The 22,629-nt window shown below is 35.8% G+C and carries 21 protein-coding genes; 3 read left to right on the top strand and 18 right to left on the bottom strand.

Features of this window, described 5'->3' with window-relative positions:
* Positions 1-63 precede the first annotated feature (63 nt).
* From gltX to ACTQ5J_RS06830, 4 genes are all read right to left on the bottom strand, one after another.
* Positions 64-1,539 carry a glutamate--tRNA ligase gene (gene gltX, locus ACTQ5J_RS06845; RefSeq protein ID WP_441751759.1) on the bottom strand — a complete coding sequence of 492 codons (1,476 nt, stop codon included), beginning with the start codon at positions 1,537-1,539 and terminating at the stop codon, positions 64-66.
* A gap of 55 nt (positions 1,540-1,594) precedes the next feature.
* Positions 1,595-2,704, bottom strand: a complete 1,110-nt coding sequence (locus ACTQ5J_RS06840) for a PIN/TRAM domain-containing protein (protein ID WP_441751757.1) — start codon at positions 2,702-2,704, stop codon at positions 1,595-1,597.
* An 82-nt stretch (positions 2,705-2,786) separates the two neighbouring features.
* Complete coding sequence (gene radA, locus ACTQ5J_RS06835) at positions 2,787-4,175, bottom strand: DNA repair protein RadA (protein ID WP_441751756.1); 1,389 nt, start codon at positions 4,173-4,175, stop codon at positions 2,787-2,789.
* Between the two features lie 23 nt (positions 4,176-4,198).
* Complete coding sequence (locus ACTQ5J_RS06830; RefSeq protein ID WP_441751755.1) at positions 4,199-4,762, bottom strand: dUTP diphosphatase; 564 nt, start codon at positions 4,760-4,762, stop codon at positions 4,199-4,201.
* Between the two features lie 246 nt (positions 4,763-5,008).
* On the opposite strand from ACTQ5J_RS06830, the gene ACTQ5J_RS06825 reads away from it, so the two are divergent.
* The gene (locus ACTQ5J_RS06825) at positions 5,009-6,115 is read left to right on the top strand and encodes an ABC transporter ATP-binding protein (RefSeq protein WP_441751753.1); all 1,107 of its coding nucleotides are present in this window, start codon (positions 5,009-5,011) and stop codon (positions 6,113-6,115) included.
* A 151-nt stretch (positions 6,116-6,266) separates the two neighbouring features.
* On the opposite strand, the gene ACTQ5J_RS06820 is transcribed toward ACTQ5J_RS06825, so the two are convergent.
* From ACTQ5J_RS06820 to ACTQ5J_RS06810, 3 genes are all read right to left on the bottom strand, one after another.
* Complete coding sequence (locus tag ACTQ5J_RS06820) at positions 6,267-7,739, bottom strand: alpha-amylase (RefSeq protein WP_441751751.1); 1,473 nt, start codon at positions 7,737-7,739, stop codon at positions 6,267-6,269.
* Between the two features lie 74 nt (positions 7,740-7,813).
* Complete coding sequence (gene glnA, locus ACTQ5J_RS06815) at positions 7,814-9,157, bottom strand: type I glutamate--ammonia ligase (RefSeq protein WP_441751749.1); 1,344 nt, start codon at positions 9,155-9,157, stop codon at positions 7,814-7,816.
* Positions 9,158-9,186: 29 nt separating this feature from the next.
* Positions 9,187-9,528 (bottom strand): MerR family transcriptional regulator, encoded by a 342-nt coding sequence (locus tag ACTQ5J_RS06810; protein ID WP_441751747.1) that lies wholly within the window; start codon positions 9,526-9,528, stop codon positions 9,187-9,189.
* A 344-nt stretch (positions 9,529-9,872) separates the two neighbouring features.
* On the opposite strand from ACTQ5J_RS06810, the gene ACTQ5J_RS06805 reads away from it, so the two are divergent.
* Both ACTQ5J_RS06805 and ACTQ5J_RS06800 read left to right on the top strand, forming a co-directional pair.
* Positions 9,873-10,820 (top strand): C39 family peptidase, encoded by a 948-nt coding sequence (locus ACTQ5J_RS06805; protein WP_441751745.1) that lies wholly within the window; start codon positions 9,873-9,875, stop codon positions 10,818-10,820.
* 423 nt (positions 10,821-11,243) lie between these two features.
* Positions 11,244-12,533: an adenylosuccinate synthase gene (locus tag ACTQ5J_RS06800; RefSeq protein ID WP_441751743.1), complete on the top strand. Its 1,290-nt coding sequence runs from the start codon at positions 11,244-11,246 to the stop codon at positions 12,531-12,533.
* A gap of 243 nt (positions 12,534-12,776) precedes the next feature.
* Here ACTQ5J_RS06800 and ACTQ5J_RS06795 read toward each other — a convergent pair whose 3' ends face one another.
* The 11 genes from ACTQ5J_RS06795 to ACTQ5J_RS06745 all read right to left on the bottom strand — a co-directional run bounded on the left by ACTQ5J_RS06795 (position 12,777) and on the right by ACTQ5J_RS06745 (position 22,443).
* The gene (locus tag ACTQ5J_RS06795; RefSeq protein WP_441751741.1) at positions 12,777-13,580 is read right to left on the bottom strand and encodes a hypothetical protein; all 804 of its coding nucleotides are present in this window, start codon (positions 13,578-13,580) and stop codon (positions 12,777-12,779) included.
* A gap of 30 nt (positions 13,581-13,610) precedes the next feature.
* Positions 13,611-14,984 (bottom strand): replicative DNA helicase, encoded by a 1,374-nt coding sequence (gene dnaB / locus ACTQ5J_RS06790; protein WP_441751739.1) that lies wholly within the window; start codon positions 14,982-14,984, stop codon positions 13,611-13,613.
* A gap of 192 nt (positions 14,985-15,176) precedes the next feature.
* Positions 15,177-15,629 (bottom strand): 50S ribosomal protein L9, encoded by a 453-nt coding sequence (gene rplI, locus ACTQ5J_RS06785; protein WP_441751738.1) that lies wholly within the window; start codon positions 15,627-15,629, stop codon positions 15,177-15,179.
* Positions 15,629-17,635, bottom strand: coding sequence for a DHH family phosphoesterase (locus tag ACTQ5J_RS06780; protein WP_441751736.1), 2,007 nt, complete (start codon positions 17,633-17,635; stop codon positions 15,629-15,631). Before ACTQ5J_RS06780 ends, rplI begins: the two co-directional genes overlap by 1 nt.
* A gap of 1,215 nt (positions 17,636-18,850) precedes the next feature.
* The gene (gene rpsR / locus ACTQ5J_RS06775; protein WP_441751734.1) at positions 18,851-19,084 is read right to left on the bottom strand and encodes a 30S ribosomal protein S18; all 234 of its coding nucleotides are present in this window, start codon (positions 19,082-19,084) and stop codon (positions 18,851-18,853) included.
* Between the two features lie 23 nt (positions 19,085-19,107).
* Complete coding sequence (gene ssb, locus ACTQ5J_RS06770) at positions 19,108-19,665, bottom strand: single-stranded DNA-binding protein (RefSeq protein WP_441751732.1); 558 nt, start codon at positions 19,663-19,665, stop codon at positions 19,108-19,110.
* Positions 19,666-19,703: 38 nt separating this feature from the next.
* Positions 19,704-20,003, bottom strand: a complete 300-nt coding sequence (gene rpsF, locus ACTQ5J_RS06765) for a 30S ribosomal protein S6 (protein WP_441751730.1) — start codon at positions 20,001-20,003, stop codon at positions 19,704-19,706.
* Positions 20,004-20,722: 719 nt separating this feature from the next.
* Positions 20,723-21,121: a hypothetical protein gene (locus ACTQ5J_RS06760; protein WP_441751728.1), complete on the bottom strand. Its 399-nt coding sequence runs from the start codon at positions 21,119-21,121 to the stop codon at positions 20,723-20,725.
* An 86-nt stretch (positions 21,122-21,207) separates the two neighbouring features.
* Entirely contained in the window at positions 21,208-21,342 is a 135-nt protein-coding gene (locus tag ACTQ5J_RS06755) for a hypothetical protein (RefSeq protein ID WP_441751727.1), read from the bottom strand.
* Between the two features lie 195 nt (positions 21,343-21,537).
* Positions 21,538-21,855, bottom strand: coding sequence for an ATP-binding cassette domain-containing protein (locus ACTQ5J_RS06750; RefSeq protein WP_441751725.1), 318 nt, complete (start codon positions 21,853-21,855; stop codon positions 21,538-21,540).
* Between the two features lie 159 nt (positions 21,856-22,014).
* Positions 22,015-22,443: a LytTR family DNA-binding domain-containing protein gene (locus ACTQ5J_RS06745; RefSeq protein ID WP_441751723.1), complete on the bottom strand. Its 429-nt coding sequence runs from the start codon at positions 22,441-22,443 to the stop codon at positions 22,015-22,017.
* Between the last annotated feature and the right edge of the window lie 186 nt (positions 22,444-22,629).

Genomic DNA, 22,629 nt, shown 5'->3' with positions numbered 1-22,629 from the left:
AGACAAAACTAGCTGCCTCGCAATAAAACTCGTTCGGCAGCTAGTGAATATCAAGTTAATGCCTTATAGTTGAGACATTACTTGTTCAATATGATTGATGGCTTTTTCTTTGCCCAATACTTCAATTAATAAAGGAAGTTCTGGACCGTGCATTTGTCCACTTACTGCAATACGAATTGGCATAAAGAGGTTACGTCCTTTAATACCTGTTTCTTTTTGAATTTGCTTAGTAAGAGGTTTGATATTACTGGCTTCAAACGCTTCATCTGATAACTCGGATAATTTATTTTTCATTGCTTCAATAACGGTTGCTGCTGTGTCAGCACTTAATACTTCACGACTCTCATCATCAATCGTTAACGTTTCGTTGAAAAACAGACTAGATAATTCAACAATTTCGGCACCGAAAGACATTTGTTCATGATAAAGACTGACTAGTTTACTTACCCATGCAAGTTCTTTTTCTGATGCATCTTCGCTTACTTTACCTGCTTGGATTAAATGAGGTAATGATAAAGATACTACTGTTTCTACCGCGGCTTTCTTCATATACGTATTATTAATCCACTCTAATTTCTTCGTATCGAAAGCTGCTGGCGAAGTTGATAAACGTTTATGATCAAACATTTCAATTAATTCTTCACGACTAAATATCTCTTCCTCACCTACCGGTGACCAGCCTAATAACGTAATAAAGTTAAACATTGCTTCTGGTAAGTAGCCTAAGTTACGGTATTGTTCGATAAATTGTAAAATCGCACCATCACGTTTACTTAATTTTTTATTTGTTTCACTATTGGTGATTAATGTCATATGACCAAACTCAGGATAATCCCAACCAAATGCATCATATACCATCATTTGTTTTGGTGTGTTTGCAATATGATCATCTCCACGTAAAACGTGTGAAATAGCCATTTTATGATCATCAACTGCTACTGCAAAGTTGTAAGTTGGCATACCGTCGCGCTTTTTAATTACCCAGTCACCTGAAATACTACGTGATTCGAATTTAATCGGTCCTTTTACTAAATCATTAAATTCATATACAACGTCACTTGGCACACGGAAACGAATGACTGCTTCGCGGCCTTCTGCTTCGAAAGCAGCTTGTTGATCGGCTGTTAAATTAGCGTGTTGTCCGCCATAATGTGGCATTTCTCCACGAGCTTTTTGAGCGTCTCTTTCAGCTTCTAATTCTTCTTCCGTCATGTAACATTTATAAGCTAAGTCACGATCCACTAAATTTTGAATTAATGGGTTATAGATATCTAAACGTTCTGATTGGCGGTAAGGACCATATTCGCCTGGTTTGTTTGGTGCTTCATCCCAGTCAATACCTAACCAACTTAAGTTCGCTAATTGGCTCTCTTCACCATGCGCTAAGTTTCTCTTGATATCAGTATCTTCTGTACGAATAATAAACTCACCTTGATGATGACGGGCAAATAAATAGTTAAATAACGCTGTACGCGCATTCCCTATATGTAATTCTCCTGTTGGGCTTGGTGCATATCTCACACGAATTTTGTCACTCATTATACAATTCTCCTTCAATAAAAAACTTCATTATTAATCTTTATTTACAATATTTTTATTCAATACGGTCTTGGGAATGGGCTGGTTTTGCAAATATCATACGTCCTGCTGCTGTTTGCAATGCACTTGTTACGACTACTTCAAGCCATTCATTCATATAATGTTGCCCTTCTTCTACAACTATCATTGTACCATCTTCCAAGTAAGCAACACCTTGTTTTCTTTCAGTTCCCGCCTTGATAATCTGGACACGCATCAGTTCTCCAGGAATAACTACTGGTTTTACAGCATTGGCTAACGCATTAATATTAAAGACCGTTACATTTTGAAATTCGCTAACCTTATTCAAATTGTAATCATTCGTTACAATTGCCGCATCCATTAGCTTGGCTAGACGGATTAACTTTGAATCGACTTCAGCAATTTCTTCAAAGTCACCTTCATAAAACTCAATGGGTACTTCGTCATCTTTTTGAAGTGTATTTAAGATATCTAATCCTCGACGACCTTTAGCACGCTTCAAAGAATCTGACGAATCGGCAATATACTGTAATTCTTTCAAAACAAAATTCGGAATGACTAGAATCCCTTCGACAAATCCAGTTTTAACAATATCAGCAATCCTTCCATCGATGATAACACTTGTATCAAGTAACTTATACTTATGAAAGGCTTCGCCTACTTTTCTTTCTAATACTTGTGATTCTATTTCAGCTTCAAATTCATTTTCACTGGCTTGTCGATTAAATAGCTTACGCCATTCATCTTTACGACTAGTTGCTGTTTGATACCCAATCAGAGCAAAAACGATTGAAAGAATAAGCGGTAAAGTGGATGACACAAATGGGATGTTTAAACTTGCGAATGGTAACGCTAGGAAATAACCAATTAATAATCCGATTAGCAAACCAATCGTTCCCAAAATTAAATTTGTCGTCGTCTGACTATTGATGATTTCCAATAATCGCTTAATTCCTTTTTCTATCAACGGTGCAACTAACGAACCCAGAATAATAAATATAATAACAAAAATAAGTCCATTTAAATATGGATTGTTAAGTATTCGATTGTCTGATCCCAGCGATGTCCATATATACGGACCCACGGTAAAGCCAAAGCTCAATCCTACAATAACTGATAAAAACATAACGACTCTTTTGAACATTTTTTCACCTCCTATAAAATAATTAAACAGTAAAAAGTACCTGTTTTAAAAAAAAAAAAAAACAACGCCTGTTTCGCTTTATTTATTGTCGTGGAAACACACGTTCTACAGCTTGTTTAATCGTTGCGACAGGAACTAGCTCAATTTCAAAATCAATATCAAGATCGTTAAAGTTATTCTTAGGAATAAACGCTCGTTTAAAACCAAGCTTATCCGCCTCTTTTAATCGTTCCTTGATTTGACTAACACGACGAATTTCACCAGTTAAACCAATTTCACCAATGAACACATCATCTGCCTTTGTGGCTTTATTCCAATAACTCGAAGCAATACTAATGCCAATTGCTAAATCAATCGCAGGTTCATTAAGTTTAACACCACCAGTGATTTTAAAGAAAGCATCTTGATTTTGGACTAACATAGAACAATGTTTTTCCATTACTGCTAATAACAATGAGATACGTTGATAATCAATACCACTTGCTGTTCGTTTCGCATTACCGAAAGCAGTGGGTGTCATAAGCGACTGTACCTCAGCTAAAATAGTCCGTGTGCCTTCTAAAGCAGCCACAACGGTTGAACCTGTCGCTCCGGGTAATCGTTCCTCTAAGAAGAGTTCTGAGGGGTTCCCAACTTCCTGTAAACCAACCTCTAACATCTCAAAGACTCCTAATTCATTTGTCGATCCAAAACGGTTTTTGACCGCCCGTAGTAAACGAAAACGATTATGTCTTTCACCTTCAAAATATAACACCGTGTCTACCATATGTTCTAGCATTCTTGGTCCAGCGATATTCCCTTCTTTTGTCACGTGTCCAACAATAAAGATCGCAATTTGATTATCTTTTGCAATTCGCATTAAGACACTCGTCGCTTCACGTAACTGAGACACACTACCGACTGCTCCCGTATGCTCGGGAACTTGCATCGTTTGAATAGAGTCAATAATCACGATGTCTGGTTCAATTCTTTCAATTTCAGAACCAATCGTTAATAAATCAGTTTCAGCTAATAACCAAAAATTGTCACCTTTTAAAGCTAAACGAATTGCTCTCATTTTTATTTGTTGAGCACTTTCTTCACCCGTTACATATAAAACCTTTTGACCAGCATTTGCGAGTTGTACTGAAACTTGCAGTAGCAAGGTAGATTTTCCTATACCAGGATCTCCACCGATTAATACCAGTGAACCTGGTACGACTCCACCACCTAACACACGATCAAACTCATCGAACTTTGTTGAAAAACGGGTTTCACTATTATAGGTAATTTCGTCTAGTTTTAGTGCACGTCCGGTTTGTTGATGTTTAGATGTTGTTACTTGAACTTTCGCTTGTTTAGAAGCAGATTGACTTTGGACTAACTGTTCTTCCATCTGATTCCAGGCACCACAGTTAGGACAGCGCCCTAACCATTTAGGAGATTCATAACCACAAGCTAAACATTCAAACATTACTCTTTTTTTAGCCATTTGTTCACTCCTTGATTAATCATTTATTTATCAGAAGAACCGAAACCACCGCTTCTTTCTGATGTCCCCCCTTGATCGCCGTCGACAATTAAATAAGGAGAGAAAATTCCTTGAGCAATTCGATCGCCTTTTGTAATTACTTGATCAACTAAGCCAAAGTTAATTAACTGAACATATAAGTGTCCTTCATTACTCTCATTATTATAGTAGTCAGCATCCACAATACCAATTCCATTAGGTAAGGCCAAAAATCTTTTCAGGGGATTGCTTGATCGATTGACGATTTGCATATATTCATCGTCTTGCATGTAAGCTTTCAAACCTGTCGGTACTAATGTAGGTTTTAAAATTCTTTCTATTAAGGGGAGTTCACCTAAGTCTTCTTTTTTTGGTGAAGAAAAAATCCATTGTTTTAACTCTGTAAGTACAAATCTAAAAATCTGTTTCCAAAATGTCGGCAAAATAATGTCTTCAGCTGATTCAAGATCGTAACCCGCTGCCTTATGGGTTGCTCTAACAGGTATATTAATTCCTTTATCATGATAGGCTGAAATAACTTCGAAGCCACGTTTTCTTTCTATTTTCATCCGGACCCTCTTTTCCACAATATCATTCTATATTCTACCAAATTTTATGCTGTCTGTGGAATTTAATCCATAAATAACACAATTTATTCACACATTCCCGTTATTATTCCTTTGTAACGGTTTACAACCCTTTGTGTACACTATGACGAGGTTTTTTTGTGCAATGAGCCAATGGTTTCTTAAAACGCTTTCAACTATAATAAATTTAACATTACAGATAAGTAATAAACAAAGGAGCTTGATTAAATGGTACAAATTAAATTAAACAGCATTCACAAAATGTATGACGGTGCACCAAATTATTCAGTTACAGACTTCAACTTAGATATCGAAGACAAAGAGTTTATTGTTTTCGTTGGACCATCAGGATGTGGTAAATCAACTACTTTACGTATGATTGCCGGTTTAGAAGATATCTCTAAAGGTGAGTTGTACATTGGTGATCGTTTAATGAACGACGTTGCACCTAAAGACCGTGACATCGCGATGGTTTTCCAAAACTACGCTTTATACCCACATATGACTGTTTTTGACAACATGGCATTCGGTTTAAAATTACGTAAGTATCCTAAAGCTGAAATTAAAGAACGTGTTGATAATGCTGCAGACATCTTAGGACTAAGAGAATATTTAGACCGTAAACCCGCTGCCTTATCAGGTGGACAACGTCAGCGTGTGGCTTTAGGCCGTGCGATTGTTCGTGACGCGAAAGTGTTCTTGATGGATGAGCCTTTATCAAACTTAGATGCGAAACTTAGAGTACAAATGCGTGCTGAGATCGCTAAGTTACACCAACGTTTAGACACAACGACTATCTATGTAACTCATGACCAGACTGAAGCGATGACAATGGCTTCACGTATCGTCATCATGAAAGATGGATTCATCCAACAAATTGGAACGCCACAACAAGTTTATGACTTACCAGTCAACGTATTCGTTGCAGGCTTTATCGGATCACCAGCGATGAACTTCTTTAATGTTACATTGAACAACGGTAAAATCACAAACGGTAAAGGTTTAGATTTAATCGTTACAGAACCACAACGTTCATTATTAGTAGAACGTGGTTATGACGGTAAAGAATTAGTATTTGGTATTCGTCCAGAAGATATCCATTCTGAAATGGTTGCATTAGAAGCTTCACCAGACTCAGTCGTTAGTTCAACAGTATCTGTTTCTGAATTACTTGGTGCTGAAACAATGCTTTACTCATCAGTTGGCGACACAGAATTTATTGCTCGTGTAGATGCTCGTGACTACCACAAACCGGGTGAAGTGATTGATCTATCATTCGATATGAACAAAGCTCACTTCTTTGATAAAGCGACTGAAGAAGTCATTCGTCGTTAATCCTAATATAGCGTATAATCATCCAAAAAACCTCTTAGCAGTCTCACTCGCTAAGAGGTTTTTTGTCGGTTTTTTCTACGATACAGATTATTCATCCTAATTTAAAGAAAAAAATCATATTCTTCAACTTAATTATTCCCTTAATAGCACTCTATGAATAATGAGCCTCTTTGTTTACCCAAGCCGAAATTGAACCAGCCTTCACTGGAAACGTTGCAGAACCGTTTTCACTAATGGTTACTTCTGCCTCATGATGATTTAAATAATCCACAAAAACCTTCCCGGCATTTGCAGGTCCCATATTCATTTCTTTCCAGCCCTCTTCACTGTTGCTAAGAATTACTGCAACACCATCAGGATGGTCGTCATTACCTAAACGTACCCAACCAATACAATTATGATGATCAAAATAATCCGTTTGTTGACCATAAGCATGATGTTTTCTGACGTATAGTAGAGCATTCAACATATCTTGATAACCTTCATGACCATTCTCACCTTCGACCCCATAGTAATCGCCATAGAATACACATGGCAAACCTTCTTCTCTTAGTAAAATCAAACCATAGGCCAAAGATTTAAACCACTCTTTTACTTCTGACTCTAAGGACTGCCCTTTTTGTGTGTCATGATTATCAACAAAGGTCACTGCGTTCCAAGGATTATGTAGCATCAATGTATTATCAAAAATTCTCCTTAAATCGTAATTAGCTCCTTGGTTTGAAGCTTCAAAGAAATTCATATGTAAGCCGACATCAAACAAGTCAAACTCATAATCAATGGCTTCTAAATAGTTTCGTTTCGCATCATAGTTCGCTTGCCAATATTCACCAAACACATAAAACTCTTCCCCCATTGCATCTTTTACAGCTTGTATAAAGTGCTCAATGAATTTGGCATCAATATGTTTAATAGCATCTAAACGAAATCCTTGAATACCAGTTGTTTCAATAAACCAACGGGCCCAATCTTTAATATTCTGAATAACATCTGGATGAGAATAGTCGATATCTGTAAACATCAAATAGTCAAAATTTCCTTTTTCTGGATCGACAGATTCATTGTCAGCCCAACCTTTATTTTCACCTAAAATTAAGTAAACACCAGACTCATCATTACGTGCATCATAATCCGTTCCAGTAAAATGGTAATAATGCCATTCAAAGTCATTGTATTTTCCTTGGCGACCTGGAAATGTAAAATGAGTCCATCCTTCAATATCATAAGGTTCTGATAGTGTTTTTTGGCGATTATTAGGATCCATTTTTAGCACTTTGAAGGTTTCTTTTTCATCGGCACCTGCTTTGTGATTTAAAACCACATCAGCAATTGGTCGAATTCCCTGTTCTTTCAAGGCTTTAATCGCTTCAAGATACTCATCTTTCGTACCGTATTTCGTACGAACTGACCCTTTTTGATCAAATTCACCTAAATCAAATAAATCGTAAATTCCATAGCCAGTATCACCGGAGCCAGTGGCTTTCGATGCTGGTGGCATCCAGAGGTTATTAATTCCAAGTTTCTGCAAATGAGCCGCATCATCTTTTAGCTGCTTCCATAAATTTCCGTCATCTGGCAAATACCATTCGAAATATTGCATTAAAACATCATTTTGCTTTACCACTAACACTCACTCCTCCATAAAATATATACTGAAAAACCTATCAATTTTACTTGATAGGTTCATCATACTATTGTTTAATAAAGTTTTAAATATTTATCTACTTCCCACTGGGTCACATGTCTTTGATAAGCAAAATATTCCATTGTTTTTTCTGCGATAAAGTTCTCTGCGATATGTGGACCTAAGGCATCTAAGATGACTGGTTCTCTTTTTAACTCTTTTAAAGCTTCACGTAATGAGCCTGGTAAATCGTTGACCCCTTCTGCCAAACGCTCCTCACGTGTCATCGCATAGATATTTCGATCAACGGATGAAGGTGGCGTTAATTTTCTTTCAATCCCCTCTAAGCCAGCTTGCAATAACACAGCTAAAGCTAGATAAGGGTTAGCTGAAGGATCCACACTACGTATTTCAACGCGAGTCGAATTTCCTCTTGACGCAGGAATTCTAATCAGTGGTGAACGATTTTGCTCACTCCACGCAACGTAAACAGGTGCTTCATAGCCAGGCACTAGTCGTTTGTATGAATTCACTGTGGGGTTGCAAACAGCTGTAAATGAGCGAGCATACTTCAGCATGCCTCCAATGAAATATAAAGCTGTTTGTGATAATTGGTCATCGGTAGACTCATCATAAAATGCATTTCCGTCTTTGTTAAATAAGGACATGTTAAAATGCATTCCGGAACCATTAATTCCAAAAATAGGTTTTGGCATAAAAGTTGCATGCAAGTTATGACGACGAGCTACAGATTTTACAATTAATTTGAACGTTTGAATGTTATCACACGCAGTGATAGCATCTGAGTATTTCCAATCAATTTCATGTTGTCCGGGTGCCACTTCGTGATGACTGGCTTCAATTTCAAAACCTAATTCTTCCAATTCAAGCACAATGTCTCGACGGCAGTTTTCAGCTAAGTCTGTTGGCGCTAAGTCAAAGTAACCACCATTATCATTCAGACTCATCGTTGGTTCACCCTTTTCATCCAATTTGAATAAAAAGAATTCTGGCTCTGGGCCTAAGTTAAAATCAGTAAAGCCTAACTTACGCATTTTTTCTAACATACGTTTTAAGTTACTACGTGGGTCTCCCGGAAATGGTTTCCGATCCGTATTTTCAACATCACAGATTAAGCGTGCAATTCTTCCGGCTTCTTCATCTGCGTGCCAGTTAAAGATTAACCAAGTATCAAAATCAGGTACCAAATACATGTCACTTTCTTCAATCCTTACGAATCCTTCAATTGAAGAGCCATCAAACATCATGTTTCCATTAAGCGCTTTTTCTAATTGAGAAAAAGGAACTTCTACGTTTTTAATTGTTCCTGCAATATCCGTAAACATTAAACGAATAAAACGTACATTCTTGCTTTGTGCATCTTTAATGATTGCTTCTTTAGTCCATTTCGTTGTCATATAATAATTTCCCCCACATTTCGTTTAAATTAGTGAAAGCGACCTTGAATTTCTAACTCATCACGCAGAATCCGTCGAACATCTTGATCGGTTAATCTAATCTTATCCTCTTCAATTGGTTCGATCGGCGGACTTGAATAACGTTTTTGAATTCCTTTCAATGTCATTCCTTCATCTAATAAATCTATGATTTCAAGCAATCGATCAACGTCATTTAACGAATACATTCTTCGGTTCGTGTCACTTCTTTGTGGCGTAACCAGTTGATAATCCTCATAGTAACGTATCTGACGGGCAGATAAGCCTGTCAATTGCATAACAGTTCCTATTGGAAAAACCGCTAATGATTTTCTAAACTCTTTTTCTGCCATTGGCCGCACTCCTTAAAATTTGTTTTAATTGTAAAAAACACGATACTGATAGTCAACTTTTTTTTCACACTTGATGTCACATTATATAACACGATTTTAATTGATTTGATGCACTTTGTCGAATTATTTAACAATGAATCGTTTTTTATTTATAATAATGCTTAAAATTTTATCTAATTCACGAATACTTTTAGCATAGACTTCTCAAACAGATTACAAGTATGTATTATTATAGAAATATTCACTAATTTGAAACAAAATTTAAGTACAATGAGATAGATATGTGCTAGAATAATATCGATGCATATTGTCAAATGCATATTTGAGACACGAGGAGGCAAGTTATGCCTAAAGCAACAAAAGTAAATTATTTCGCAACACTTTTTTCAATTATTTTTATTGTGGTTGGTGTATTTTTAATCATTCATCTCGGTAATTTAACGGCACATAATAATGCTATCATTGCTGAAGATTCATTTAAAAATAACACAACCGTTTCAAACATCCTGACAAGTCCTGAATCAGAAAGCTCGGTAGATATTTCTTCGCAAACAGAACTTGTAAAAGTTGAAGAAAAAGATTTTAATACTATATTAAATAAATATCAACCGTCCGACACAGTACTTGAACAACAGGTTCAAAAGATTATTGAAACTGAATATCAAAACAATCCATTAACAGCGCAAAAAGACATACTCGCTGCAATTAATGATACAAATCTAACATTAGATGAATTAGGTGCATTATTTTTACCAGAACATCCAGCCCAAGAAGAGAACTTACAAGAAATACAACAAATTGATGTTCCTTTACTACTGCAAAAAGATCCTGAGTGGCGTGATTTAAGATATGGATCTAATACTTCACAACAACTTGGAGAAAACGGCTGTGCCATTGTGTCTCTAGCAATGGTTCATGCAAATAATTCTGGAAAAGAAGTGCTTCCTCAGGATATTTTGGACTGGAGTAAAGAAACGTATTACGTTCATAATGCCGGTACCTCATGGACAATCTTTTATGACTTCGCACAACACTTTGGCTATTCCATGACTAACTTCGGTAGTGATTTTTACACTGCGATGGAAGCTGTTCAAGAAGGCCAGATTATTGTTGCCTCTGTTGAACCTGGCTTTTTCACTGAAACGGGTCATATCCTAGTTATAAGGGGATACGAGGACGGAAAGGTCTACGTGAATGATCCTAACGATGATCCTTCTAAGATGTATAGTATCCAAGGAATTGATGAACGGATATTTTTAGAAGATGGCCTCAATTATTGGGCTTTCTACTAAAATCTACTTTAATTAACTGAAGCCTTATAAAAAACTGACACGCTCGTTAAGTAAACTAGCTGTGTCAGTTTTTTTGTTTTAAGTTGGCTCCACTAAGTTTATTGCCCGTTGGGTTTCTTGCATATCTTTGTCACTTATAGTATTTTCTATGAGTAGGCTTTGCAGTTCTAATGGTTTGATAAAAATGAGTAAATGCCATGTTAAGTTGAAACATAAATGAGTTAAAATCTGATCACTAAACGTGACGTTTTACAGATCAATTTCTATCATTTAGTAAACTACACTATATTAATAAAGAAATCGTAAAGAATTTAGCGTATAATAGGGTGTACCGTGTTGAGGTTTTTACTAACCCTGCAGAATGCAGTCAAAGTACGAATTAGAATTCATATTCTTAAAATAGGATATAAAGGAGTCGTTTATATGTCATCAGTTGTTGTTGTAGGAACTCAGTGGGGAGACGAAGGTAAGGGGAAAATTACTGACTTCCTGAGCGAAAATGCAGAAGTTGTTGCACGTTATCAAGGTGGCGACAATGCCGGGCACACTATTAAGTTTGATGGTAAAACTTACAAGTTACACTTAATTCCTTCTGGAATATTTGCTCAAGACAAAATTAGCGTTATTGGAAATGGTGTTGTCATCAATCCAAAATCAATCGTCAAAGAGTTAAATTACTTAAAAGATGAAGGTGTTTCTACCGACAATCTACGAATCTCAGCGAGAGCGCATGTTATCTTACCTTATCACATTCTTTTAGATCAACTTCAAGAAGATTCAAAAGGTGACAATAAGATTGGAACGACAATTAAAGGTATCGGACCAGCATACATGGATAAAGCTGCCCGAGTAGGTATCCGAATTGCCGATTTATTAGATAAAGAAATATTTGAAGAACGTTTAAAAATTAATTTAGAAGAAAAAAATAAACTAATTGAAAAAGTATACGGACATAGCCCGTTGAAATTCGACGATATTTTCGAAGAGTACTTTGCCTATGGTCAAGAAATCGAGAAATATGTTGATGAAACATCAGTTATTTTAAACGATGCACTCGATAATGGTAAACGTGTCTTATTCGAAGGGGCTCAAGGTGTTATGTTAGATATCGATCAAGGAACTTATCCTTTCGTAACATCTTCAAACCCTGTAGCAGGTGGCGTTACAATAGGTAGTGGTGTGGGCCCTACTAAAATTGATACTGTTGTTGGTGTGTGTAAAGCATATACATCTAGAGTAGGTGACGGTCCTTTCCCTACAGAACTATTCGATGAAGTTGGCAATACAATTCGTGAAGTGGGTCGTGAATACGGAACAACTACAGGTCGCCCAAGACGTATTGGTTGGTTTGATAGTGTTGTAATGCGCCATTCAAAACGAGTTTCAGGTATTACTCATTTATCACTAAACAGTATTGATGTTTTAAGTGGTTTAGAAACAGTTAAAATCTGTACTGCTTACCGTACTAGTTCTGGTGAAACTATCGAATATTACCCAGCAAGCTTAAAACAACTTGGTGAGTGTATTCCAGTTTATGAAGAATTACCTGGTTGGTCTGAAGATATCACTAGTTGTGAAACATACGAAGAGTTACCACAAAATGCTCAAAATTATGTTCGTCGCATTAGTGAATTAGTTGGTGTAAAAATCGCAACTCTTTCAGTAGGTCCTGATAGAAAACAAACAATGATCCTTGACTCTGTTTGGGGTTAATCAATCGTTACGAAACGAACGATTGATCATTTTGTAATTATCCAAGCGTCGCTAGCCTTTTAAAAGGTGAGTGACGCTTTTTCTTTTCCCCAACTTGCCTCTTTACTAACTATCCTCAGATAATAGTTTTTAAGGCAAAATAAGAGAGCTTGTTCTACGTAGATAAATAGCCAGTAAGCACGATAGAGAGTCTATCTGCTTACTGGCTTAATTAATTGGTTAGACTAAATAAATTTGCATTGCTTATAGTTTAAACAGGCGTTGGAACCAATTTTTACCGTCATAAATATCTTTTTCATTGTTATCAACTGAAGAAGAAGAATTGTCACTTTCATTTGTTGTTAGATCCACGATTGCCTTAAGTTGTTTTTCATCTTCAATACCTAAAGTATCTAATAATTTTTGATGTTTTTGCTCAGCAACTAAAGCAAGTTGTTGTTGTTGATCTAATAATTTATGCAAAGTAGAAATTTGTGAATTTTTTTCTTCCAACTCACCTATAAGTGTTTGTCTTTCTTCTGAGTCAGTTTTCTTTTGCAGTTCCAAATGATCTTTTACAGCTTGTTGAATGTAGCCTTTTACAGTCACTGATTTTTCATAACTAGCTGTTTCGGCTTCAGATGGATTTTCTTCTGTTTTGACACTTCTATTTGTCTCGACACTTTCTTGTTGGTTTTCTTCTTCCACAACATTTAGTTTGTCATTTGTCACATTGTTTGACACATCGTTTGACACGCCATTTGTCGCTGCTTTGTCATCTGAGTTATCTTCTATTTTATCGATTTCTTCAACTTTTTCTGGTGTTTTATCCGGGGATGAAATCTTTTTCTCAGTCGTATTTTTTTCATTTTTCTGAGTGGTTTTTTCCTTCAGTGTATCAGTCATATAACTTTTTAAAATTACTTGTTGATCTGGAGTGAAAACCAAAGTATTATCTTCATCATAAGTTTTACTATCTTTAGGTAATTTCTTAGCATGATAATAAATCAATTGACGTGTTACATTTAATTCATCAGCAAGTTGTTGAGCGGTTAAATTTTTACTCATAAAGCTACCTCATTTATCTCAATAATTTCATTACATTGGGGGAGCAGGGGCGAAGGATAAACTAGAAAATTTATTATATTCTTTTTTGAATAATAATTTAACAGTATCACGAGCACCACTACGGTTTTTTGCTAATATTACTTCTACAGTATTATCCGGCATGTCATCATCATGACTTTCCTCCTCATCACCTTCTTGCTGGTGATAATCCTCACGGTATAGGAAAGCAACGATATCAGCATCTTGTTCTATCGATCCAGACTCACGAATATCACTTAGTATAGGACGTTTGTTCTGTCTTTGTTCCAAACCACGCGATAGCTGTGACAAAGCGATAATAGGACAAGAGAGTTCTTTAGCTAATTTTTTTAATTGTCGTGATATTTCAGATACCTCTTGTTGACGGTTTTCTTTGCCAGTACCTTCAATTAATTGCAGGTAATCTATCACGATCAAACCAAGATCTTGGTTCTCTTGTTTCAAACGACGGCACTTGGCTCGGATCTCGGAAACTTTGATACCAGCGGAGTCATCTATGAAGATAGGAGCGTCCTTCAACGTGTCTGTAGCGACCGTAAAGCTCTTCCATTCTTCCTCAGTTAACTGTCCGGTCCTTAGATTGGATGCATGAATATTACCTTCAGCACAAATCATACGAAAGACTAGGTCAACCGCTCCCATCTCTAGAGAGAAGATAACAACTGGAACCTTAGATTTAGTTCCTACGTTTTGAGCAATGTTTAAAGCAAAGGCAGTCTTACCTACTGATGGTCGAGCTGCTAGAATAATCAATTGGTCAGGTTGGAATCCACTAGTCATTCGATCTAAATCAATATAACCAGTAGGTAGTCCGACAATTTCTCTTTTCTCTTCTGATAGTTGGACAACCTTTTCAAAAGCTTCGGCTACAATTTCCTTCATTTCACGTGGCTTATTACTTTGACTGTTCTCACCAATCGATAGAATTAACTTTTCACTTCGATCGACGATATTATCTACTTCATCACCTTCGGCATAGGCATCCGTAATGATCGTATTTGATGCCGAAATCAAACGACGTAAGGTAGACTTCTCTTTTACAATTAAAGCATACTGCTCAATGTTTGCGGAAGTCGGCGTATAAGAAGCCAAATCTAAAATATAATCTTGGCCACCAATATTTTCTAATTCATCATAAGAGTCTAATTGGTTAATTAAAGTAACAGGGTCAATAATTCCATTTTTATCAAAAACTTTATTCATTGCATCATAAATAGTTTGATGAGACCTTTTATAAAAATCGTCTTCTTGTAAAATGGCTTGGACTGAACCCATTTTCATTGAATCAATCAGTAAGGCCCCGATGACTGATTTCTCTGCTTCTATACTGAATGGTAGTGCTTTTTCTAATTGATTAACTTCCAATGATGTCCCTCGCTTTCTTGTACAATGGCTTCGTAAAACTATACAACGCTTTTACGATTCATCTTCCATTATACATCATTTATCTTTGTTTGTCTGATTAGTTTGTCAGTCAATTTGTCACTGACAAATAAAAATTCAACACACTTACTGGACTGTCTTTACTAAGTAAGTGTGTTGAATTAATTAAATTGTTTATTCAGATATGACATTCACATTTATTACAGCTGTTACATCTGAGTGCAATTTGACATCCACTCGGTGGAAACCTAGCGAAGCTAAATTATTTTCTAATTGGATTTTACGACGATCAATTTTGATTTTGTATTGTTTCTTTAATTCCTCAGCAATTTGTTTTGAAGGGATTGTTCCGAAAAGACGTCCATCTTCTCCAGTTTTAGCTTTGATTTTAACAACTGTTTTTTCATCCTCAATTGTTTTTTTCAGTGCTTTTGCTTCTTCTAATTCTTCTTCAGCTATTTTTTGACGAGCTTTCTTTTCAGCGTTTAACTGACTTAATGCTGATCCGTCTGCTAATTTAGCTAAGTTATTTTTGATTAGGAAGTTTCGTCCGTAACCATCACTCACTTCAACAACATCACCTTTTTTACCTTGCTTCTTAACATCTTTTAGTAAAATTACTTTCATTAAGATTCCTCCTCAGTTATATCTAACTTACTTTTTAATAAATCAAATGCCTCTTCAACTGAAATATCATTTAATTGGACTGCCGCGTTTGACAGATGACCTCCGCCACCTAATTTTTCCATTATAAGTTGTACATTGATTGTCCCTAAACTTCTTGCACTAATACCTACGGTTTGCTCTGAGCGACGATAGATGACGAATGAAGCCTCTACATCTTTTAAGCTGAGCATTTGGTCAGCAGATTGTGCAGCTGTTATATTGTCGTAAATGTCTTCATTATCACCATAGGCAACTGCATAACCTTGTGGTAAATACTCTACCTGTTCAATCAATCGATTTCGACGTTTAACCGTCGCTAAATCTTCTTTCAACATTCGTTGAATTTGAGCAGTGTCGGCACCACGTGATTTTAGATAACTCGCTGCATCGAAAGTTCTAGAGCCCGTACGTAAAGCAAAGTTATTGGTATCCACAATAATCCCCGCTAGCATAGCAGTCGCTTCAAACTTATTTAAAGCCTCGATCGTCGAACGCATATACATAAAGAACTCTGTAACAAGTTCTGATGTAGATGAGGCATAAGGTTCAATATACGTTAAAACAGATTGCTTTGGAAATTCTTCGCTCCGTCTATGATGATCAATAATAACGACATCATGATTGGGAATTAATCCTTCTGCTTCACTTAAGGAAGGCTTATGATGGTCCACCATGACAATTAAAGTATTATCAGTAATCATTTCCTTTGCCTCAGCTAGATTAACAAACATCAAATGCTTATCATTCTTAATCTGTGGCAATTCTAGGAGCTGGATAATATCATGATTAAATTCTGCTTCATTGACAATAATTCGACACTCTTTACCGTACTGCTTCACGATTTTATACAAGCCTATCGCTGAACCAATCGCATCCATGTCGGGATACTTATGACCGCTAATAATCACCTTTTCAGCTTGTTCTATTGAATTTAAAAGCGCTTGGTAAACAAGTTTTGAGCGAATATTCGTTCGTTTTTCCGTTGGATTTGTTTTACCTCCATAGAATCTTGCTTTACCTTCTGTTGCGCGTACAACCACTTGATCACCACCACGACCGAGCGCCAAATCTAAGTTTAGCTGAGCTTGGGCGGCTAAGTCATTAATATGATAGTTCTCTTGTTGAGAATATGCCACGCCCAAACTGATTGAAATTGGTATGTTCTTCAAATGGTTCTTATCTCTAATCGCTTCAAAAGTCTTGAATTTCTCTTTCTCTAGTCCATTTAAAACTAATTGATTTAATAATAGAATAAATTTATCTTCTTCTAAACGTTTCAAATAGATATGATGTTGATTGGTCCACACATTTAAATCATTCAGTAAATCCGAATCAAATTTAGCTGCTTGCTGGTCATCCATTGACTGCACTAATTCATCATAGTCATCTAAGAATAAATAACCAAAGACAATTTGATCAAATTGTTTGCTTTCACGGATACGATGTTCTTCAGTTGTATCTAATAGATAGATGACTCGTCGATCTGGTTGATGCATGACTTTATAATAACGTTTTTCAAGTTCAAATGTACGCCACTCTTGGGATGATTCTAATTGGATGATAGCAGAAAAACCTCCACCTAAAGATTGAAGTGGTTCTCCAAGAATATCTTTCGTTCCAAAAATATGTTGTAACGCCGGATTCACCCAATTTACTCTATAATTATTATCATAAATAATGACAGCAATTGGCGACCGATATAAAGAGTCTTCTTGTGCTATTTTCGCCAGATTAGAGAGACGGTTTGCAACTGCATTAAAGTCTTTAAAAAAGTTATTCATATTAAACAAACAGAAAACTAGGCTGGCTACTAAAAGCAATAGTAATAGTAATCCTATTTGCCATTTTAAGACAAAGGCTATAATCATAATGACTAAGTAAAGGAAAGCTAAACTATATAATTGCCAACTAATTTCTAAAGAATGAAATACTTCGAAAAACTTTTGTATTTTTTCTTTCGTTATCACATTTCACCTCACTACTGGATTTAACTCTTATTTTACCATAAACAGGGCTATATTTCTATCCAACGTCCAACAGTGTTTCACGTGAAACATTCTGTAAGTTCTTTAGGGTATCCATTGAATTGATATACTATAAAATAAATGGATCATTATTTTATCCAGTTTTTCTCCAAAGAGAATACCAATAATAATCCAGAACAATATCATTCTGATCCATTCGATTTTAAAGTAAAATAATCACTTTCTATCAAAGGATAGGTTTACTTATAGTGGTTAGATTATGTAAAAACTCTTGCTACTTTTTCTTTTATGGGGGGGCATCGCATTTTATAAAGATGGTCTACATTCTTTAGATGGACGGACGATGCAACCACGTTTAGATAAAATAATATCATACAAGAATATTTCACTATCATTATTGTTTCTTTAGCTTAATATTTGCTTCCAGCGATGATTGAAAGATGCGTGAAAATTAGTCTTGACTTGAAAATAAAACCATTTGCACTTTGTTAGAAAAGTTAACTTCCGCCAAGTCTACCATTCGGGTTATAGTATAGGCAAGCACAAGTAAGAAAAAAATTGTGCTCATCAGCTTAGAAGGGTATGTGTGATGTCGCTAATTATAGCGAATATTGGAGCCACTTGTTGTACGTAAGGAACATACGACAGTCCTATGCATTCAAAAGAATTGCGTATATCCAAACGTCCCTATACATAAAATAGATATAAACCCTTTCCATTGAATTGAAGAGTTAGGGCGATGTAGCTTGATGAATGGTTCCTTAACAAAGGTAAAACGTTCGTTTCTCTAAATGGAACTAGCAACTACCAACTGTTAAACTGATGAAATAAATTTTTGGTAACAGTGGAACACTTAGCCATACGGGATAGGCGTCTCGAAAAAAGTCATTAATCAGTTGCCATTCTCGTGAATGCTCGAAAGCTATGTGAAATCACTGCTTTAAAGAACTACTTTGTCGATTATGTCTGTCAGTCGTCACACACATCCAAAGAATCTCCGTCATCTCCATTTAGAGTTTATTGAAATCAAAAGAGAAAGGTGTTTTTGTACTTGCCTATAAGTTACTTAATTTCTCTATGCCTAAGTAGAAACAGGGTGACGCTGTTGAAAACAAATAGTCCTCTGCCATACTATAGCAGGGAAGTTTATAATAAAAAAAGTATCAATCCAATGGACTGATACTTTAACGAAAACTATTACTCAGCTACCGTAAATGGTAATAGAGCCATAATTCTTGAACGTTTAATTGTTGCTGTTAATGTACGTTGATGTTTCGCACAAGTTCCTGTTACACGACGTGGTAAGATTTTACCTTTTTCGGAAACAAATCTTGATAATAATGTTGTGTCTTTGTAATCAGGATGGTCAATATGGTTTGCACAGAAGTGACATACTTTTTTTCTACGTCTTCCACCGCGACGTTGAGCCATAATAATTCCTCCTTTATCTTATCTTAAAACGGTAAATCGTCCTCAGAAATATCTATTGGACGACCATCTTCCATGAATGGGGAAGATGCCTGTTGATTAAAATCTTGGTTAAATGAAAAGTTGTTCTGATTGCTTTGCGGAGCTTTATTCTGGTTCTGGTTAGCTTGGTTTCCAGACTGGTTTTGATATGAAGATTGGTTATTGGTGTAATTACCTGATTGACCTGAAGAAGAAGGTTCTCCTGCGGGTCTTTGTTCTGTAACAGAACGAGGCTCCAATAAATGGAAGTTATTTACAACAACCTCAGTCACGTACACACGAGTTCCTTGTTGGTTCTCATAGTTACGCGTTTGAATTCTTCCTTCAATCCCAATTTGTGATCCCTTACGGGTAAAGCTTGCTAAGTTCTCAGCAGCCTTCCGCCAGATTACACAGTTAATAAAGTCTGCTTCACGTTCACCTTGTTGGTTTGTAAAACTACGATTGACTGCAATTGTAAACGATCCGACGGCAGTGCCTGATGAAGTAAATTTTAAATCAACTTCTTTTGTAAGACGGCCGACTAGTTGTACCGTATTCAAATACTATTCCTCCTCCAAAGTGTTTCACGTGAAACAAATTAAGCTTCGATTTTAACAATCATGTGACGTAAAATATCACGGTTAATAAGGGCTAAACGATCGAACTCGTTAATTCCTTCAGCATCAGTAGCAACGATATTAATTAAGTGGTAAATACCCTCTTTATAATCGTTAATTTCGTATGCTAAACGTTTTTTCGCCCAGTCTTTTGATTCAACAATTTCAGTACCGTTTGAAGTTAAAATACCATCAAAACGTTCCACTAATTCTTTCTTAGCATCGTCGCCTAAATCAGGACGGATGATGTATAAGATTTCATATTTTGTTGTTTCGCTCATTGACTGCACCTCCTTTTGGTCTAATGGCTCCGAAGAGCAAGGAGAAAAAAGCTAATAAAAGCTAATTACTCACATCTAAGAATTATACTATGTTACTTAATGAATAACAAGTTAAATATGAAAAGATTATTGATGAATACGAATTCATTGAACGTTTGGCGATTTTTTTCAAATTGTTGAGGATAAGACGCAAACGCTTATTCGTTAATAAAGACGTGATCAGCTATCTTGGAATTTCTAATGAAAATACGCACGTTTTATAGAAGCGTCCCTTTAAATGTATTGTATGTATTAGATGTCATCATTGATTGTCATACTTTGATTGTTTTTTAAAAGCGTAAAGAACAACTGTAAGAACTAGAACTAACCAAACAAGCAAAATGATAAGGGATTGAAGGACATACTCAGCTTTAATGATAAGTATAATTGATAAATTGGGAGATCATTATATATTTTTCTTGATAGATGATTTGGATCTGTAATAACGAACTCAATGTACTGTGACATACCAAAGATAAACATAATCGGCATCGTATAAACAGCCGTTGTTACGACACTTTTGACTGTTTAACCAACAGCAATCTTTAAACCCAAGAAGAAGATTAAAAGCAGTACGGCAGCAATGATCGCTGCAAATTAAAAGACAGACAAGGCACCTGCAATCGTTAAAGAAATGACTAATGACAAACTGGTCATTAGAAAAGCCACTAAGCTTTTACCTAAATAATATCTAATAGAGTTGCGGGTGATTGTACGAGCCCTCTTAAAGTGTCCTTTTCATTTTCTTCTGCAATCATTATTGCCATTGAACTATAAGCAATGGCTGAATAGGTTAAACCAACAATCATTAAAATTATTTCTAAAGATAAGCCAAGGTCTCGATTTCCAACATTGATATTGCTAAAGACCAAACTCATCACAATGGGGAAAAGAATCATCGTGAAAAGAGACATGTTTCGCATAAATTCTTTAATGTCCTTTTCAAAAATTTCTGCTATGCGGTATATTTTCATATAAATTAACTCACTTCCAGTAACCTTTTTGAAGTCTTTTCCTAGTGTTGGAAAGTCCATGTGAATTTCTAAAACATTTGGATCCAGTAATGCTTCACTAATCATAGGCTTATTGTCTTCACTTCTTTCAAGTGTTTTGACACGTCCTGTTTGGTAGGTCAAATGAATGCGATTTGTTTTATATCTATTTCTTAAAGTTGTGGGCTACCAGTCTCTTTAATCACACCTGCATCTAAAAAAGCAACTTTGTCACATAGTAAAGTGGCTTCATCCATATCATGGGTTGTCAAATGAATCGTTGTTCCTGCATCATTTATTTTTACCAATATATCGTGTATTCGTTCACGCGTATTTGGATCTAAAGCACTCCTTGGTTCGTCTAGGAGTAAAAGGGATGGAGTCTGTAAAACCGTTTAACAGAGTAAAATACGTTTTTTCATACCCTTTGACACACTTTTATTCTTATCTTATAGTAAGCCAACAGCCCTTAACACCTCGTCGACTTTACCTTTATCTGTATTTTAAAGTTTTCTCAACAGTTCTAAATTGTCTGCGACAGTCAATCTTTCATACAATGAATTGTTGTCAAATAAGATGCCTATTTTTTCAAGATATTGTGTTCGGTTAAATTGTTCATGCTTAAAACCTAACACATGTATCAGACCAGAAGTAGGGTCTCGTTCACCAGTCAGTAATTTAGTGGTGGTTGTTTTTCCCGAACCACTAGTTCCTAATAAACCAAATATCTCACCTTTATTAATTTTTATGTCAATTTTCTTTAAAGCTTCTTCATGGCCAAAGAGTTTTTTTAATTGTTGCACTTTTATTATAGTCTCCATCACAATTGCCTCCTTTGCTTTCTAACGTTAGTTTACCTCAAAAAAACTCACCACAAGCGAATTTGGTGAGTTGCATAGATAGAAGGGTTAATTGTGGAAGTAAAGAGTTTAAATCAACTGAATTTTCGCTAATATGTACTATTTAAGGCCGAGTTGTGATTACAATTTAACCAATAAATCTTGACTCTGCGTATAGTTTGTTCTTGAAAGAGGAATTTTATCTTGATTGAAGTTATCAAGAACAATTGAGTAAGTAATTTTCGACCAATTAATAATTTCTCGTACGTTATGTTGGTTTACTACGTATGAACGGTGACAACGGTAAAAGCCATGTGCTTTCAACGTATTTTCCGCATTTGATAGGATGGAGTCATTAACAAAAGTCTCTTGTTCAATCATGATGATAACTTTTCCATCATGACTTTCGATATACTCAATGTCTTCAATATTCACAAAAATTGTTTTATCCTCAATTTTAACTTTAAGTTTACTTGGAATAGTTTCTGTTGAATTCTCCTCGTAATTAGTCGCTTCAGTGATAATCGGGTCTAAGCAAGAGCTTTTTAATGTCCAAATATTGGGTTGCACAATAAAAGCATCTTCAATTCTTAAGGTGAATACCATTGTACTACGAGCAGCATGCTTCAATTGGATTAATAATTTATGTAATAAGTGTATATTATCATGTATTGATTCAATAAATGGATTAAAAGAAACGACGAATTAATTATTCGAGAGAATTGTTTGAGCAAAAGACACACGTTGGAGCAATTC

This window comes from Fundicoccus sp. Sow4_F4 (assembly GCF_052116145.1).
Classification (GTDB): Bacteria; Bacillota; Bacilli; order Lactobacillales; family Aerococcaceae; genus Fundicoccus.
Note: the sequence above shows the minus strand (reverse complement) of the source record. Positions and strands in the feature narration are given on the sequence as shown.

Coding starts and splice junctions, on each gene's coding strand:
- gltX (WP_441751759.1), bottom strand. CDS start 1,539: ATGAGTGACAAAATTCGTGTGAGATATGCACCAAGCCCAACAGGAGAA.
- ACTQ5J_RS06840 (WP_441751757.1), bottom strand. CDS start 2,704: ATGTTCAAAAGAGTCGTTATGTTTTTATCAGTTATTGTAGGATTGAGC.
- radA (WP_441751756.1), bottom strand. CDS start 4,175: ATGGCTAAAAAAAGAGTAATGTTTGAATGTTTAGCTTGTGGTTATGAA.
- ACTQ5J_RS06830 (WP_441751755.1), bottom strand. CDS start 4,762: ATGAAAATAGAAAGAAAACGTGGCTTCGAAGTTATTTCAGCCTATCAT.
- ACTQ5J_RS06825 (WP_441751753.1), top strand. CDS start 5,009: ATGGTACAAATTAAATTAAACAGCATTCACAAAATGTATGACGGTGCA.
- glnA (WP_441751749.1), bottom strand. CDS start 9,157: ATGACAACGAAATGGACTAAAGAAGCAATCATTAAAGATGCACAAAGC.
- ACTQ5J_RS06810 (WP_441751747.1), bottom strand. CDS start 9,528: ATGGCAGAAAAAGAGTTTAGAAAATCATTAGCGGTTTTTCCAATAGGA.
- ACTQ5J_RS06805 (WP_441751745.1), top strand. CDS start 9,873: ATGCCTAAAGCAACAAAAGTAAATTATTTCGCAACACTTTTTTCAATT.
- ACTQ5J_RS06800 (WP_441751743.1), top strand. CDS start 11,244: ATGTCATCAGTTGTTGTTGTAGGAACTCAGTGGGGAGACGAAGGTAAG.
- ACTQ5J_RS06795 (WP_441751741.1), bottom strand. CDS start 13,580: ATGAGTAAAAATTTAACCGCTCAACAACTTGCTGATGAATTAAATGTA.
- rplI (WP_441751738.1), bottom strand. CDS start 15,629: ATGAAAGTAATTTTACTAAAAGATGTTAAGAAGCAAGGTAAAAAAGGT.
- rpsR (WP_441751734.1), bottom strand. CDS start 19,084: ATGGCTCAACGTCGCGGTGGAAGACGTAGAAAAAAAGTATGTCACTTC.
- rpsF (WP_441751730.1), bottom strand. CDS start 20,003: ATGAGCGAAACAACAAAATATGAAATCTTATACATCATCCGTCCTGAT.
- ACTQ5J_RS06760 (WP_441751728.1), bottom strand. CDS start 21,121: ATGATTAGTGAAGCATTACTGGATCCAAATGTTTTAGAAATTCACATG.
- ACTQ5J_RS06750 (WP_441751725.1), bottom strand. CDS start 21,855: ATGGAGACTATAATAAAAGTGCAACAATTAAAAAAACTCTTTGGCCAT.